Annotated in this window: 15 protein-coding genes; 8 read left to right on the top strand and 7 right to left on the bottom strand. The window is 40.9% G+C overall.

Going from position 1 to position 16,858, the window contains the following annotated elements; genetic code table 11:
- Positions 1-99: 99 nt before the first annotated feature.
- The 7 genes from dinB to R2S10_RS21595 form a co-directional block, all read right to left on the bottom strand.
- Positions 100-1,197, bottom strand: coding sequence for a DNA polymerase IV (dinB, locus tag R2S10_RS21625; protein WP_316842502.1), 1,098 nt, complete (start codon positions 1,195-1,197; stop codon positions 100-102).
- 97 nt (positions 1,198-1,294) lie between these two features.
- On the bottom strand, positions 1,295-1,471 hold the full coding sequence (locus tag R2S10_RS21620) for a hypothetical protein (protein ID WP_062547595.1): 177 nt from the start codon (positions 1,469-1,471) through the stop codon (positions 1,295-1,297).
- A gap of 225 nt (positions 1,472-1,696) precedes the next feature.
- Positions 1,697-2,560: an RNA polymerase sigma factor RpoD/SigA gene (locus R2S10_RS21615; RefSeq protein ID WP_316842501.1), complete on the bottom strand. Its 864-nt coding sequence runs from the start codon at positions 2,558-2,560 to the stop codon at positions 1,697-1,699.
- A 397-nt stretch (positions 2,561-2,957) separates the two neighbouring features.
- A complete protein-coding gene (locus R2S10_RS21610) occupies positions 2,958-4,043 on the bottom strand; it encodes a Gfo/Idh/MocA family oxidoreductase (protein WP_316842500.1) in 1,086 nt (361 codons plus the stop codon).
- Positions 4,044-4,054: 11 nt separating this feature from the next.
- The gene (locus tag R2S10_RS21605) at positions 4,055-5,512 is read right to left on the bottom strand and encodes a Gfo/Idh/MocA family oxidoreductase (RefSeq protein WP_316842499.1); all 1,458 of its coding nucleotides are present in this window, start codon (positions 5,510-5,512) and stop codon (positions 4,055-4,057) included.
- Between the two features lie 38 nt (positions 5,513-5,550).
- A complete protein-coding gene (locus R2S10_RS21600; protein WP_316842498.1) occupies positions 5,551-8,976 on the bottom strand; it encodes a DUF1080 domain-containing protein in 3,426 nt (1,141 codons plus the stop codon).
- A 38-nt stretch (positions 8,977-9,014) separates the two neighbouring features.
- The gene (locus R2S10_RS21595) at positions 9,015-10,286 is read right to left on the bottom strand and encodes a Gfo/Idh/MocA family oxidoreductase (protein ID WP_316842497.1); all 1,272 of its coding nucleotides are present in this window, start codon (positions 10,284-10,286) and stop codon (positions 9,015-9,017) included.
- A 282-nt stretch (positions 10,287-10,568) separates the two neighbouring features.
- Here R2S10_RS21595 and R2S10_RS21590 point away from each other — a divergent pair, with 282 nt between their 5' ends.
- The 8 genes from R2S10_RS21590 (at position 10,569) to arsB (ending at position 16,768) form a co-directional block, all read left to right on the top strand.
- Positions 10,569-11,471, top strand: coding sequence for a J domain-containing protein (locus R2S10_RS21590; protein ID WP_316842496.1), 903 nt, complete (start codon positions 10,569-10,571; stop codon positions 11,469-11,471).
- Between the two features lie 10 nt (positions 11,472-11,481).
- Positions 11,482-11,769: a chaperone modulator CbpM gene (locus R2S10_RS21585; RefSeq protein WP_316842495.1), complete on the top strand. Its 288-nt coding sequence runs from the start codon at positions 11,482-11,484 to the stop codon at positions 11,767-11,769.
- Between the two features lie 37 nt (positions 11,770-11,806).
- On the top strand, positions 11,807-12,481 hold the full coding sequence (locus R2S10_RS21580; protein ID WP_316842494.1) for an SOS response-associated peptidase: 675 nt from the start codon (positions 11,807-11,809) through the stop codon (positions 12,479-12,481).
- Between the two features lie 80 nt (positions 12,482-12,561).
- Complete coding sequence (locus R2S10_RS21575) at positions 12,562-14,124, top strand: SulP family inorganic anion transporter (protein WP_316842493.1); 1,563 nt, start codon at positions 12,562-12,564, stop codon at positions 14,122-14,124.
- A gap of 125 nt (positions 14,125-14,249) precedes the next feature.
- Positions 14,250-14,579, top strand: coding sequence for a metalloregulator ArsR/SmtB family transcription factor (locus R2S10_RS21570; RefSeq protein ID WP_316842492.1), 330 nt, complete (start codon positions 14,250-14,252; stop codon positions 14,577-14,579).
- A gap of 37 nt (positions 14,580-14,616) precedes the next feature.
- Positions 14,617-15,186, top strand: coding sequence for a DUF6428 family protein (locus tag R2S10_RS21565; RefSeq protein WP_316842491.1), 570 nt, complete (start codon positions 14,617-14,619; stop codon positions 15,184-15,186).
- A 26-nt stretch (positions 15,187-15,212) separates the two neighbouring features.
- Complete coding sequence (locus R2S10_RS21560; protein WP_316842490.1) at positions 15,213-15,629, top strand: arsenate reductase ArsC; 417 nt, start codon at positions 15,213-15,215, stop codon at positions 15,627-15,629.
- A gap of 20 nt (positions 15,630-15,649) precedes the next feature.
- A complete protein-coding gene (arsB, locus tag R2S10_RS21555) occupies positions 15,650-16,768 on the top strand; it encodes an ACR3 family arsenite efflux transporter (protein WP_316842489.1) in 1,119 nt (372 codons plus the stop codon).
- Positions 16,769-16,858: the final 90 nt, after the last annotated feature.

Genomic DNA, 16,858 nt, shown 5'->3' with positions numbered 1-16,858 from the left:
TTAACCCAAAATCATTTCCTATTCCCTCATATATTTTAAACAACTTAATAATTCAGCTGTTAAAACTCCAGAAAAAACATATACCCTCGATATTTGAAATTAAGGGAAAAGTCGGGCTTGATACCACTCTCCCTGCTCCCTTGTACTGTTAAAATTAGAGATCGAAACCCCAAGTAATCTGACCTTCCCTCCCTCCAACTGTGCAGCATCCAATAGAGATTTTGCCACTTCCACCATCATTTCCAATTCCGTCAGTGCAGCCGGGAATGACCTGCTTCTGGTAATCTGCCTAAAATCACTAAACTTAATTTTAATGGTTAAAGTCCGCCCAAACAATTGATAAAGACTCATCCTTTTAAACACAATGCCCGAAAGGCGTTCGAGTTCCAAATTCATTTCTTCCAACTCACTGAGGTCATATGAAAAAGTATCTTCTGCACCAATTGACTTGGTCTCCTGATTCGGTTCTACTTTACGGTGGTCAATTCCACGCACTATCCGGTAAAAGAAATGCCCACTCTTTCCAAAAAGGTAGACCAACTCAGCTTCAGTAAGCTTTTTTAAATCTGCGCCTTTATGCAAGCCCCGAATTTTCATCTTCTCCGCTGTTACCTTTCCCACACCATGAAACTTCTCTACAGGCAATGCAGCAATAAATCGCTCCACCTTCGATGGACCAATAAAAGTCAAACCATCAGGTTTATTCATATTGGAAGCCACCTTTGCGACAAATTTATTAATAGAAACCCCAGCTGATGCAGTTAAGTTTAGTTCAGCCTTTATAGCAGCCTTAATTTCTTTGGCAATATCAATCGCAGAACCAATTCCTAACTTATCTTCAGTTACATCCAGATAGGCTTCGTCAAGCGACAAAGGTTCGATCAGGTCTGTATACCTACTAAATATCTCTCGAATTTGCTTGGAAATCTCTTTATAAACCGCAAATCTAGGATAAAGAAAAATCAGATGTGGACATAAGCGCTGTGCTTTTTTGGAAGACATCGCAGAATGTACACCAAATCTCCTTGCCTCATAATTCGCTGTAGCAACCACGCCACCTCTGCCGTCAGGAGAGCCACCCACAGCAACAGCCTTACCTGCAAGCGAAGGATCATCCCTTTGCTCCACTGAAGCATAAAAAGAATCCATATCTATGTGAATGATCTTACGAGGTGATGGTTGCTCTGGAGAGTTCATAAGGCTGAGGCCTTAAAATTAAAAAATAAAAACCTCAATAGCTATAAATGACAAAGGCCCGCATTAAGCGGGCCCTTCTCATGACATTCAAAGTAGATTACTTTGTGTTTTTCTTCTCAGTCACTTCAGTACGGATGTCCTGAGCAAGGCCTTTTAAATCCTGCATTGCTTTACGTACTCTTGTACCAGCTGCACCGTTACCTGAATTATAAAATTTGTCTGCATCAGCTTCAACGCTTGCAATAAGTTCTTTAAGTTTCGAGAATTTTTCCATGTTTTTCTTTCGTTTAAGATTTTAAATATATGATATAACGCTTTAAAGTTAATAATTATTGGATTTCCACCAAATGAATATTTAAGGATGCCGCTCTTTTTTTCAATAAAAAAGCCCTTTTCTGCATAAAATACCTATAATCTGCTATTTCGTTTAAATATAACCCCTAAATCTTTAAACAAAATACGACTAAACCATATTTTAAAAAGCCCCTCCATTTCTCAATTAGCCCAAATATTCCCTGATCATTTGGGATTTTGGACTGTTGCGCAAAGTCTTCAATGCTTTGTCTTTTAACTGCCGCAGTCTTTCTTTACTTAAGTCAAAAATACAAACCATATCGTCCAGTGTAGTCTCAGAACAATCATACAATCCATAGTAAAGTGACAAAATTTTCTGCTCCCTTTCAGGTAAAATGATCAAACACCTTTTTAAATCCTCATACAAAGATTGCTTCATCAGCTCCTCGTCTACTGCATCAACACTTGTTGAGGCAATCTTATCTAATAAACTGAATCCGGTTTCTTCATTTATCGGCTTATCCAAAGAAATAGACAAAGCAGCATTAGACTGATAGTCCAAAACCCGGTCCTCTCTATACCCTACTTCCAGCGCAATTTCTTCTGCAGTAGGCATCCGCTCAAGTTTTTGCTCCAAGCGCATTGTTGCCTTATTTATAGCCGTATTCCCAACAATCTGATTGCCTGGCAGACGAACAATTCTTTGCTGATCAGAAATAGCAGATAAAATAGCCTGCCGAATCCACCACACCGCAAAAGATATAAATTTGAAACCTTTAGTGTGGTCATAGCGCTTAGCAGCCTTTATTAAACCAATATTCCCTTCACTAATCAAATCGGAAAGCCGAACCCCCTTATCCTGGTACTTCTTGGAAACGGAAATCACAAAACGAAGATTCGCATTGACTAATTTTTCTAATGCTGCTGCATCACCCTCTGCAATACGCATGGCCAACTGAATTTCATCCTCGACTTTCAATAGCTCGAATCTCCCAAGTTCATTCAGATACTTTTCCAGGGAATCACTCTTTCTGTTGGTGATACTTTGTGATATCTTTAAAGCTCTCATACAATGGATCAATAGTTAATTTTATAATTGATTTTAACCAAATGCGAGTTAAAACTGAACAAGCTCAGGTTCCAAAAAACCTATAGACAGCTTACATTTTTTAAGAGCGTAATCTATCCTCCAGCAGCATCGCAAATAAAGTTAAAGAAGATGGCTCCCAAATAAAAACCAACACCTTCAGCAACAAAAATATTAAAATAATATACACTAAGCACATATTATAAAAATATTTATTGCCGATAAAACCTTCAAAAACACCAAATAAACTGCAATTAAGAGTGGAGATTAAAAAAATTAAATACACTAAGTAAAAATTATGATCAAGATTAAAATAATTTGTAAAACAAGAAAGCCTGCTGTGAGCAGGCTTTCAAAAATAAGATGAATTATAAAAATATTAGAGCAACTTAACGATTCCACCTGTCCGAACAGATTCATCACTCGCAAAAGCTACCCTTAAACTATTTAGCGCATCCTGAGTAGGTATCGTCAGATCCAAATCTTCTAAAATAGCCTGAAGGAAATGTCGTTGCTCCCTCGTACACAGCTCCAAATGATCAGGCTCATCATTCAAATCAACCCATTCATCAGCTCTTGAAAAATGACCATCCTGATCCAGGTCTGCATAATGAATTTTAATAGATTCTGTCTTCGTATGTGCATCAATCAAATCAGACTTTCCTGCTGCCGAAGCTTCTTTTGCCAAAATAGATACCGCCCCTTTTGGTCCAACCACATCTTTTACAAAAAATGCAGTCTCACTCATCATTGGTCCCCATCCTGATTCATACCAACCCACAGATCCATCCTCAAAACGAATCTGAAGTTGCCCATAGTTATAATTATCCTCAGGAATATCATTTGTCAATCTTGCTCCAATTGCGCTTACCTGCACTGGCTTAGATCGGGTCATCTGGCACATGACATCAATATAATGAACTCCGCAATCCACAATCGGACTCAAACTATTCATTAAATTCTTATGCACATTCCATTTTGCTCCCTGACTTTGTTGGTTCAAATTCATGCGCATCACCAATGGTTTCCCCATTTCCTGAGACAATTCAATAAAACGCATCCAGGAAGGATGGTAACGTAAAATATACCCAACCAACAGCTTCTTACCGTATTGCTTGGCCGCATCAGCAACACGCTGTGCTGCCGCTAAAGAATCTGCTAATGGCTTTTCTATAAACACATGACAACCCTGTTCCATTGCTTTTATTGCAAAAGGTTCATGGGTATCCGGATAGGTTGAAATACATACTGCATCCGGACGGCTAGCCGCCAAGGCCGTTTCAAAATCACTGAACAATGGATAACCACCACCCAGCTTTTCATTCAACACCACCTTACTATCTCCTCTGGAGACAATTCCACAAATTTCAAAACCTTCCAACTGATGATAAGCCATAGCATGAGAACTCCCCATATTCCCACAGCCTACCACCAATACTTTAATCTTTTTATGATCTAAACTCATCTATATAAATATTATCCTCCCAGATTCCAACCGCTACGATACTCTCTGCGCACAAACTGGTTCACATCATCAAAATTAGTTACCCTCAAATTCTCCTTATCCCAAAGCAGTTTAATATCACGACCCGGATAATCAAATCCGTTACCACTTTGCCTAGGTTTTTGGATATCCGTACCTCTAATCGCCAGATTGGCAATCAACAAGGTCTCCGTTAACGGACCGGCTATTTCAAAAGGAGAGCTCAGTTTTTTCTTACCATAACCTGCGATACATGCTTCCGCCCAATCCCAGTAATGCCCATCTACCCCGCCAATAACCCTTTCTACGCCAGGTTTTATCTTAACTTCTTCATTTCGTGATAAAGGTAATAACCTCGGATTTGCACCATATACATCACACATCATCTTTCCTTTTGTTCCCTCAAACAGCACCCCATTTGCACCAAAAGACTCATTAGGACCCAATTCCGCTGGCCTACCCGGTTTAATTCCCCCATCCATCCAGTGGATCTGAAGGTCATCCTTTGTCTTTTTTGTCTTTTTGAAAGTCATGATAACATGGCTTGAAGGCGGACAACTATCCGGGAAATACCCACGTTTAAATTCGTCCACATAAATACTACCTACACTACATTGTACATCTATTGGAGTATCCAGTCCCAGGATGCGGAAAGGCGGCTCCACCAAATGACAACCCATATCACCTATCGCACCCGTTCCATAATCCCACCAGCCACGCCAATTAAAAGGCACCAGTTTATCGACAAATGGTTTATAAGGCGCCGTTCCTAACCAAAGATCCCAGTCCAGCTCCTTAGGAACCGAGCCGTTTGCTGAAGGCCAGGTTATTCCTTGTGGCCAAGATGGTCGATCCGTCCAGCAATACACCCGCTCAACTTTTCCAATTACACCAGCATCCACCCAATCCTGCAATTGTCTTACACCATCTCCTGAAGAGCCCTGATTTCCCATTTGAGTCACCACCTGATATTTATTGGCAGCTTCAGTCAGCTTTCTCGCTTCAAAAATATCATGCGATAAAGGCTTCTCTACATAAACATGCTTTCCAAGTTGCATCGCAGCCATAGCAATGATCGCATGATTATGATCTGGTGTAGAAACTACTACCCCATCAATATGCTTAGCCTCCTTATCCAACATCTCCCTATAATCCTTATAGTATTTAGCTGCCGGGAAATTCTTTACCGAGTAAGCAGCCCTACGATCATCTACATCACAGAGGAAAGCAATATCCGCTTTCCCCCCTTTATAGATGTTACTTAAATTACTTTGACCTTTTCCGCCAACACCAACTCCGGCAACCAATAAGCGGTCGCTAGGTGCTAAAAATCCTTTACCACCCAATACATGTCTGGGTACAATCATAAATCCCGCAGCAGCAAGTGCAGTCGTTTTTAGAAAGTTTCTTCTTGAACTATTTCCTGCTGAATCCTTAATTTCTTCAGTCATATTTTACAATTTTAACTCAATTTCACCATTACTCGAGCTTATTTAGATACGCTCAAGTCTTTAATTCTGATATTTTTAAAACGCACTACAGATCCGTGACCAAGGAAACCAACACGGCCTTTATCACGCTGTAAACCTGGGTGACTTTGCCCATCTAAAGCGCCTTTTTTACGAGCCTCTGTAATATCTCCATCCAGAATTACATCCCCATTCAACACCACTTTTATCTTTGGTCCTTTTACCGTCACCTCTTGATAATTCCATTCCCCTAATGGTTTTAAAGAACCTCTTTTCGCAGCTTGAACACCATAAATAGAACCATGGTACTGATACACGTGAAGGTCTTTATAAATGTCTGCATCATTATCCAGGATTTGTAGTTCCATGCCCTCATAAGCCGCATCTCCGGTTAATGGGGCACGAATTCCCAAACCATTATTTGCCCCAGGAGTCAATTGAAATTCAAAACGAAACACAAAATCACTGTAATCATCTTTACTAAATAAATTCCCGCCAGAACCTTTACCAGGTTTAGGATTAATTTCCATGTTTCCATTTGCAACGGTATAGGCAGAGGTATTTCCTGTCCATTGGTGCATATTCGTACCATCAAACAACACTTTATAACCTTCTTTTTTCTCTGTAGCACTCAACTCAAAAGGAGCCGGGCGTTCCAACTCTTTAATATAAATGTCTCTGTAGGCAATTCTCGAACCATGCGCCTGCAATTCAATCTGCTCTTCTGCAAAAATCGGAAGCTTGCGATCCCAATAGTTTTCAAGGATCACATCGTCGGTCACCAATACCCCATTCAGGTATACGGTTACACGATCACCTTTCATAATGATGTGGAAATTATTCCATTCCCCTAATTTATTATCTACCGCTTTTAGAGGTTTACTTTCATTGACTTGATTGTTATACAAACCTCCAGATCCAACTTGAGCACCATCTTCTACCCTTGAAGTATCCCAGATTTGTACCTGTGGACTACCACGTAGATAGATACCTGCATCACCTTTTTTATTACCATCATCATAGATTTTCCAATCTACCAGCATTTCGAAATCACCATATTTTTTTAGTGTAGCCAGGTTATCCCCTTTTCCGGTAAACAATAAAGCGCCATTATCTATCACCCAGCTTTTCAAAGCCTCAGCATCTGCTTTCTCCTGAGCCCCAGCTAAAGTTTTAGCGTCCATCTTAGCTCTTTTCAAAGGATCTCCTACCAGGCCTTTCCAACCCTTCAAATCTTTTCCATTAAACATGGAAACAAATCCTGAACCGCCCTTCATTTCCGCAAGATATTTACGAATCGCTTGTTTCTCGTACTCGCTGTCACCACCTTTAAGCACCTGAATGGTCTTATTTAACAAGCCTTTTACCTGCTCTCCTTCATAAGATTTATCCGACAAAACAATCATCATCACAGCTCTTGCCGCAGCTTGTTGCAAGGCAGGACTATCCATATAATTACCGGCAAACACAGCCGCATTGTATGTTTTAGCGCCCTGTAGATCCGTTAAAATTTGTTGCTGTTGTTGTTCCGTTTTAGCCACATCCATCGCATCACGCAACATCAATAATCTTTGTGCAGCAGGTTCAGGAGCCGAACGTACCAAGCGTAAATAACCAGTAATTGCTTCCTGCTGGAAAGCAGCATTAGTCGTTGTTCTTGCGATCGAAAGCAAGCTTTCTAAAGAACTTATATTTGCCCAGGAAGACAAAGCCTCCAAAGCCAGTTTTTTTGTTTCCTCATCACCGGTATTAAAAGCATTATTGACAGCTTTTAATGCCTGAGCATCACCCAGACTTGCCAACACCTTATAAAAGAACTTTTTCTTTTCAGGATTAGCATCTGTCATTTTCTGTAAAACAACTGCAGTATCATTTTCCGTTGCTGTACCTTTTAAAGCAGCAATTAATGCAGACTGAACCATTACCGATTCTTCGTCGCTGATCTCTTTACTGTTCAACAAGGCAAACAATTCCGGAAGATCTGCTTTAGTAGCCACCTCACGTAAAGCTGCAAAAGCTGCTTTTCTTACCAATGGATTTTTGCTCTTTTGCAAAGCATAAATGCTACTGATCTGTCCTTGGCCACCACGTGCAGCAAGTACAGCAATTAAAGCTACCTGTGCATTAGGCTGCATCGCTGGCAATACCTTTGCAATGTTCTCCGCCAAACCGGCTCCTTTGATTCTCAACAGCACATCAGCCACCTTTTGCACAGTCGCATCGTCACCTTTTTGCATAGTTTTGAACAAATCTTGCAACACCTCTACCCCGCCAATTTTTGCGGCCGCCTCAATTGCAGCAAACTTCAAGTCTTGGTTTTTATGGTTTATTAACTTCAATACCGCTGGAAGTGCCTCTTTAGACTTTCCATCACCAAGCATCGTCACCATTTCTGCCTGTACATCCGGTTTTACCTTATTCAATTGTTGTAACCACAAAGTGGTAGTCGCTGGGTTCAAATAAGGCAGAGCGAACTTCAAAGCCGCTGCCCTATAGGCAATGGAAGGATCTTTTACTGCTGCCAAAAGAATAGAAATATCCTGTCCTTTATTCTCGTCTGAAAGGATTTTCAATGCACCTGTACGAACAGACACCAAATCCGGAGCAGTTGCTTTATCCAATAATTGAAGGGCAATTTTATGTGCTAAAGCAGGATTACCCGCTAACAAAAGATTTGCAGCATAATCCAGATAAGCAGCAACCGCATTTGTATTTTCATAGTTAAAATTACTTTTTGCTGCCGCCGAAGCCATCAGCTCTTCCGAAGAAGGATCAGCGATTTTCGCTAAAGCATAAAGACTCATTTTGGTTAAATCCTGATCTGAACCTGTAGCTAACGCAGCAATAGGTTGTACCGCTGCCTTAACACGACTATCACCTAAACCTTCTACAACCGATAAACGGCTTTTTCCTGATGTTGATGCCAAAGCATTCAATAAGGCTTGTTTTGCTGTCGGCGTATTGATTTTCACCAACACCCTAACTGCCGGATCTGAAAGTTGTACATCCTTCAAAGAAGCAACCAGATAAGGAACCGCATCATCCTGCGCTACTCCATCCAGCTGACTCATAATAAAGGCTTTATTTTGCGGATCGCTAAGCTTCTGTAAAGCTTTACCTAGCGCAGCTACACTCATTTTTCTCCAGTTTTCTTTTCCTGCTTTTGTAGATGCAGCAGTAAATCCTCCAATAGCATACTCAATCAGGGCATTATTACCTTTTCCTGCCGGAGATAGCATCCCGATCAACTCCAGGTAACCATTTTCACCAAGAGCAGCAATATCATTTACATTAATACCCGCCTGGGCCGCATCTTTTGCAGGCATCTGTGCCAGCAAATCAGCAATACGAGTGGTCTGCGTACGCTGGTCTTTTTTATCCTGTGCAATCACCATTCCCTGGAAGGCAAGGCTCGCCAAAAGGATAAAGAATATCTTTTTCATCATTATATCTATAAATTTGAGAATTGATTATAATTAGCTTTTTAAATGGTGTAAGGAGCGCGCATCACCGGATTAATCAATCTGTTTGCACCCTCATCATCGATAAACTCCTGTTTCACAGGGTCAAATTTCAGCGAGCGACCTAAACGTAAAGCCGCCAATCCAATATTGATGATGTTGCAGGAACGATGTCCATTCTCCTCATTTAAAGCAAACTGAGTTCTGGTTTTCACAGAGGTGATGAAATCCGTCATTTGTGGTTCCGGATCAGGGAATGCAGCTAGTTTACGCTCCAAATCAGGAATATCCGACTTAAATCCAGCATAAAGTTTCCCTTTAGGGCCTTCAATATAAGCCGCCTTCTCATCTTTTCCTTCTCCATCAAGTATAATCTGACAACCATCAGCATAAGTATAGGTAATCCTCCTCCAGATACCCACAGCATCAGTATGTTGTTGCGGAGCATCGATTTCTACAGAAACAGGATTGGTATCATCTTTTCCAAGGAAATATTGAATAGGATCCAGGTAATGTTGCCCCATATCACTTAAACCACCACCATCGTAATCCCAGTATCCTCTAAAAGTCTGGTGTACACGGTGCGTACTATATGGTTTAAATGGCGCCGGACCTAACCAGGCATCATAATCCAATTCTGCCGGAACAGGCTCAACAGGTAAATTGTCCTTACCCACCCAATAAAATTTCCAGTCAAAGCCGGTATGCTTACTAACCGTCACCTTCAATGGCCAGCCCAACATCCCACTATCTACTAATTTTTTAATCGGTTTTACGGTAGTCCCCATTCCATAGAAATTATCCTTGAAACGGAACCAGGTATTCAGACGGAACATACGACCATGCTTTTGAACAGCCTCCATTACACGCTTACCCTCTCCGATAGTATGTGTCATTGGCTTTTCACACCAAATGTCTTTTCCAGCGTTTGCTGCATCAACAGACATAATTCCATGCCAATGAGGAGGTGTCGCAATGTGTACAATATCCACTTCCGGCAATTTGATCAGCTCCCGATAATCACTAAAAGTTTTTACACCTTTATCCAACATCGGCTTTGCTATATCCAAATGCCTTTTATCTACATCACAAATGGCCACAACCTGTGTTCCATCATAGTCGAAATGGCCTCTTCCCATTCCACCAACACCGATTACTGCTTTAGTCAATCGATCGCTGGGCGCAATAAATCCTGTACCACCAAGCACATACCTGGGGACAATTGTGAATGCAGCGGCACCCACTGCAGCCTTTTTAATAAAATCTCTTCTAGAGTTTGATTGATCTGGTTTCATATATGGTTTGTGTATTAATGTATTTCAGCACTAATCAAACGCAACTCAAAACGATCCGAAACGACACATGGAGGTACGCATCTATAAAAAAGATGGACTCCTACAGGAACTGGTTACATTTGGGTCATCACTTAGGTGGTCAGCCGTAAATGATTCATTCTCAAATTTATTATTATTATTGAGAAAATCGGTGTAATTGTAACACTAACTTAACGCAATTGGCTGAAAATTGAGGAATGATAAAAATAATAGCTTAAATTTGAGGATAGACCAATTATTGACATGGCATTTATCGACTATTATAAGATTCTGGGCGTTGACAAAAAAGCTTCACAAGAGGATATAAAAAAAGCATACAGGAAACTCGCAAGAAAATATCACCCTGACCTGAACCCAAACGACAAAGAAGCGAACAAGAGATTTCAGGAGATCAATGAAGCAAATGAGGCCTTAAGTGACCCTGAAAAACGAAAAAAATACGACGAGTATGGAGAACACTGGAAAAATTCAGATCAGTTTGAACAGGCTAGGTCACAATCCAGAAATTCAGGAAACCCCTTTGCTGGTGGCAGATCAGGACAAGGTACATCTGACTTTGGTGGCGGAGATTTCTCGGACTTCTTTGAATCTATGTTTGGTGGTGGCGGAAGATCCTCTGGAAGAGGCAGCATGAAATATAAAGGACAAGATTACAATGCAAGTTTTAGCATCAGTCTTAGAGATGCTTATACTACACACAAACAAACCCTCACCATCAATGATAAAAAAATAAGAATTACCATACCCGCAGGTATTGCTGATGAACAGATCATAAAATTAAAAGGCCTTGGTGCAGCCGGAGTAAACGGTGGTCCTGCAGGTGATTTATACCTTACAATTAATGTTCAGGAAGATCCAACGTTCAAAAGACTTCATGACGACCTATACCTGCAACAAGATATTGATTTATACACCGCTGTTTTAGGTGGAGAAGTAATGGTGGAAACCCTCGACGGAAAAGTAAAACTTAAAATCCCGCCAGGTACACAAAATGGAACTAAAGTCCGCTTAAAAAACAAAGGCTTCCCTTTGTATAAAAAAGATGGAGAATTTGGCAACCTTTTCATTACCTACAATGTTAAACTTCCAGAGAACTTATCTGACAAACAAAAAGAACTGTTTAGAGAACTACAAAACCTGAGTTAACCCTACAGCTATGGAAACAGAATTCATCACCATCACTGAATATTGTATCAATTACCACATAGACCCTTCTTTTATGGTCTCACTGGAAGAATCAGACATTGTCCGCTTCCCAGTCGTTGAAAAAGAAAAATGTATCCACACGGATCAACTCGCAGAACTGGATAAGTATATTCATTTACATTACGACCTCCAGATCAATATAGAAGGTATTGATGCCATCAGACACCTGCTACAACGCGTACACGATATGCAGGAGGAGATTAAAGAATTGCAACACGAACTCCACCTGCATAAGTAATATTGCCCAATTGGAAAAGAAACATTATTTTCAGCCTATGAGTTTATCTTTTTCCCTTACAGAAGCACTCCCTGTCATACAACAGTACTATCCGTATGAATTGGAAGAAGCCTATACTCCTACCTACAACATCAGTATTTACATGCCCGGTCTGGTGATCACTGCTGATCAACCTCAGCTGATTAAAAAGATGCACTTCTCCATGGTTCCCTTTTTCTTTAAAGACCGTAAATCCACCATGTGTACCGTCAGACATACACAAATCTTCTCCAAACAGCTATTTAGAAAACTTATGGTAACGCATAAACGCTGTCTGGTGTTGGCAGATGGTTTTTACCTCTGGAAAAGATTCGATGCAGAAAAATACCCCTTCCGTTTTACCTTAAAAGACCGCAAAATTTTCTCCATGGCCGGAATCTGGTCCGCCTGGATAGACCCCATCACCAAAGAACGCTACGAATCCTTCTGCCTGGTCACCATCCCTGGGAATGACCTGATTACAAGCATAGGCAAATCTATGCCAGTCATTTTAACACCTGAAACGGAAAAAGCATGGCTCAGTAAAACCATCGAAGAAGAGGAAATAATGGAGCTTTGTAATATATATCCTACAGAACTTATGACCAGATTTCAGGTAACCAAGGATATTGCCGACCGCAGCCTCAACGATCCAAGTCTGATAAAACCAATTAACAACTACCTACCTATCTAGAGCTGATCCCTGATGGAAAGCTATTATTTTTCATATCCTCCCTGTAAAGCCAGCTAATTCTGGCGTAACTTTACCGGCAAATGAAGCCCTACCTCCAAAAACCTTTTATTCAACTTTTCGACTTTTCTAAAAAGATTAATTATAAAACTGAAATCCTTGCAGGGCTAACAGTAGCCATGACAATGATGCCAGAATCACTATCCTTTGCTATTCTGGCAGGATTCCCTCCACTTACAGGTTTGTATGCGGCCTTCATTATGGGATTGGTTACCGCAGTATTTGGCGGTAGACCTGGTCTAATTTCTGGTGGAGCAGGTGCCACAGTGATTGTCCTGATCGCCTTAATGAAATCACACGGACTAGATTATGTCTTTGCAGCAGTAGTACTCGCTGGTATTTTCCAAATTAGCGTTGGCTTGTTTAAACTAGGCAAATTTGTCCGCCTGGTACCACAACCAGTCATGTTTGGTTTTGTAAACGGACTGGCAATTATCATATTTATGGCCCAACTGGAACAATTTAAAACGGTAGTCAATGGAGAAATGGTCTGGCTTAGTGGTCCTGCATTGTACCTGATGGCCGGCCTCGTGGCCTTAACCATTGCCATTGTACTGATATTACCGAAATTCACGAAAGCGATTCCGGCTTCATTAGTCGCAATTATTGTGGTTTTCCTTATCGTTTTAGGATTTAACATCAACACCAAAACCGTGGGAGATATTGCTGCTGTAAGCGGTGGTTTTCCGCCTTTTCATATACCTCAGGTTCCATTTAACCTGGAAACCCTGCAAATCATTTTACCTTATGCCCTGATCATGGGAGCAGTAGGATTAACAGAAGGACTGCTCACCCTAAACCTCGTAGATGAAATCACCGAAAGCAAAGGAAACAGCAACCGCGAATGTATCGCACAAGGAACCGCAAATATGCTCAACGGCTTTTTCTTCGGAATGGGTGGGTGCCCAATGATCGCGCAAACATTAGTTAATCTTTCCGCAGGTGCCAGAGCCAGACTTTCGGGAATTATAGCTGCCATTACCATATTAGTGATCGTTCTTTTTGGCGCTCCGCTGATAGAAAAAGTCCCTATGGCCGCCTTAACAGGTGTCATGATCATGGTCGCAATCGGAACATTTGAATGGATGAGCTTCAAAGTCATCAATAAAATGCCAGGTAAAGATATTTTTGTAGGTATTCTCGTAGCAGGAATTACCGTATGGCTACACAACCTTGCGCTTGCTGTACTCATAGGTGTGATCGTTTCGGCATTAATGTTCGCCTGGGAAAGTGCCAAAAGAATCCGTGCAAAGAAATACATCGATGAAAATGGCACCAAACACTACGAAATTTACGGCCCGCTATTCTTTGGCTCGACTCATAATTTCATGGAAAAGTTTGAACCAGCCACAGATCCTGAAATAGTAATCATTGACTTCAAAGACAGTAGAATTGCTGATATGTCTGGCATTGATGCCATCAACAAATTGACCGAACGCTACCGAAAAGCAGGCAAAACCATTCATTTAACCCATTTAAGTGAAGATTGTAGGAGCCTATTAAAGGATGCAGAAGCCATAATTGAAGTTAATATTATGGAAGACCCCATTTACAAAGTTGCTACTGAAAAAGGAACAACTATTTAATTCCAGGTACCATTTCATTTCCCTTTCCCTAGTCCAGCTACTGTCATAATTTCGATTTCTAATCCTAAAGATTTGGAAAATAAAAACATCAATCGTATTATTGCAATGTATTAATCAATACCACTATGGGACTTACTAAATCAGAGATATTTACCGATGAACAAAACCAGCTGTCTCAACTATTGAAGGCAATGGCACATCCGGCAAGAATTGCCATCCTACAAAGAATCCTGGCCTCCAACACTTGTATTTGTGGGGATCTGGTAGAAGAATTAGGACTGGCACAAGCCACCATCTCACAACACTTGAAAGAGTTAAAAAACGCAGGACTCATACAGGGTACCATTGAAGGCGTTAGCGTATGCTATTGCATCAATCCTAAAACCTGGAAAATGATGGAAAACCAATTAGGTGCATTCCTAGGCGCTTATAAAGGTGAAATCCCCTGCTGTTAAAAAAAATTGTCTACATCAATCGTAAAATTGCAATATTATGAATACTACAACACTTATGACCTGGGAAAGCTTTAAAACAAAGCTTCAGGAAAACCCGGAATTAACATTACAATTCCAATATGCTGCAGATAAATGGGTAGATGCTTCCTACCACATCACTGAAATTAAACAGGCACCAATCGTATCTGTTGATTGTGGCGGTGTAATGAACTCCTGGACGGAAATCATTGTACAACTTTGGGAGCCTTCAGAAGAAGAAAGTGAAAGAGCAATGCAGGTAAAAAAAGCCCTCTCCATTGTAGAATTGGTAGAGAAATCATTGCCTTTAAACCCAATAGGAATCGTAAAGATCGAGTTCGGAAACTCCGGGTTTGATACCAGACAAATGTACCCGGGAGAAATCAACATTGTAGATGAGAATCTGGTGGTCAACCTGATCCCAGATGCCACACAATGTAAAGCCATCAATCGTGGAGGCAGTTGTGGCACCAATGATGAAGGTAAAGAATGCTGTACCCCTGCCCCAACTGTAGAAAAACCAAAAATTCAATTGATCAATTTTGCTGCTGAAGGCGAGGTATGTACGCCAGGATCCGGATGCTGCTAAACTCCCATTCTATAAAATAATAACAGATGAAAAAAGTACTGGTACTCTGCACAGGAAATAGCTGTCGCAGTCAGATTGCAGAAGGTTATTTAAGACATTTTGCAAACAATAAAGCACTAATTTATAGTGCAGGGATAGAAACTCATGGGGTAAATCCAAGGGCTATTGAGACAATGAAGGCAGATGGAATAGACATTTCTTCACATACCTCGAACAACATCAACGAGTATAAAAACATTGATTTCGATTTCGTAATTACAGTATGCGACAATGCCAAAGAAAGCTGTCCATTTTTCCCTTCAAACGCGCTAAAATTTCATTACAATTTCCCAGATCCTGCAAAGGCCACAGGGACTGAAGCTGAAATCAAAGCACCGTTTGCAGAAGTCCGTGATCTGATCAAAAACTACTGCCAGAACTTTGTTCAGGAAAACTTACACTAACAAAAAAATACGCCCACAAAATGTCTGCAAATCACTGTACACCTGTAGCGGAGCGAAAAAAGCTCAGCTTTTTAGACCGCTACCTGACTTTATGGATCTTCCTGGCCATGGCCATTGGTATTAGCATGGGCTATTTTATGCCTGCCTCCGCTGGAATCATCAATTCCCTTTCCAGCGGAACAACCAATATACCATTGGCCATCGGCCTGATCCTGATGATGTATCCGCCACTGGCAAAAGTGAAATATGAAAACATGGGCGCAGTGTTTAAAGACAGCAAAGTACTCGGTACCTCATTACTGCTCAACTGGGTCGTAGGACCAGTGTTGATGTTCCTTTTAGCCATCACTTTTCTAAGAGATTATCCGGAATACATGATTGGATTGATCCTGATCGGTCTGGCCAGATGTATTGCCATGGTAGTCGTTTGGAATGAACTGGCGGAAGGAAACCGGGAATATAGCGCTGGACTAATCGCCCTAAACAGTATTTTTCAGGTCTTATTGTACAGCGTTTATGCTTACGTTTTCATCACCGTACTCCCTCCTTTATTCGGACTAAAAGGACTGGAAGTCTCCATTACCATCGGCCAGATTGCGGAAAGCGTAGCCATCTATTTAGGAATCCCTTTCGCCATGGGAATCATCAGCAGATACAGTCTCATCAAATTAAAAGGTGAAGCCTGGTTCCAGGAAAAATTTGTTCCCTTCATTTCACCCATTACCCTGATTGCCTTGCTATTCACCATAGTAATTATGTTTAGCCTAAAAGGTGAACTCATCGTTCAGATACCATTGGATGTAATTCGTATTGCCATCCCATTAGCCATTTACTTCGCCTTAATGTTCGTTTTGAGCTTCTTCGCTGGCAAGTATTTCGGTGCAGATTATTCCAAAAGTGCAGCGATTGCCTTCACCGCTACCGGAAACAATTTTGAGCTGGCAATTGCAGTGGCGATAGGTGTATTTGGAATTAACTCCGGACAAGCCTTCGCAGGAGTAATCGGACCATTAGTAGAAGTACCTGCGCTAATTGCATTGGTGAATGTATCCTTCTGGTTCAGGAAAAAATACTTTAACAGCAACACATCACCTGTTCGGCAGGTTCAGGAAAACAGACAGCAGCAATTAAATAGATAACAAAACCTTAAAACTGTCACAGCTTTAGTAACAGATATCTCTCTAAAGTAAAAAAAAGTCAAAAAGATAGCCAGTATTTTAAAAAAATCA

This window comes from Pedobacter gandavensis, from assembly GCF_032678745.1.
Taxonomy (GTDB): Bacteria; Bacteroidota; Bacteroidia; order Sphingobacteriales; family Sphingobacteriaceae; genus Pedobacter; species Pedobacter gandavensis_C.
Note: the sequence above shows the minus strand (reverse complement) of the source record. Positions and strands in the feature narration are given on the sequence as shown.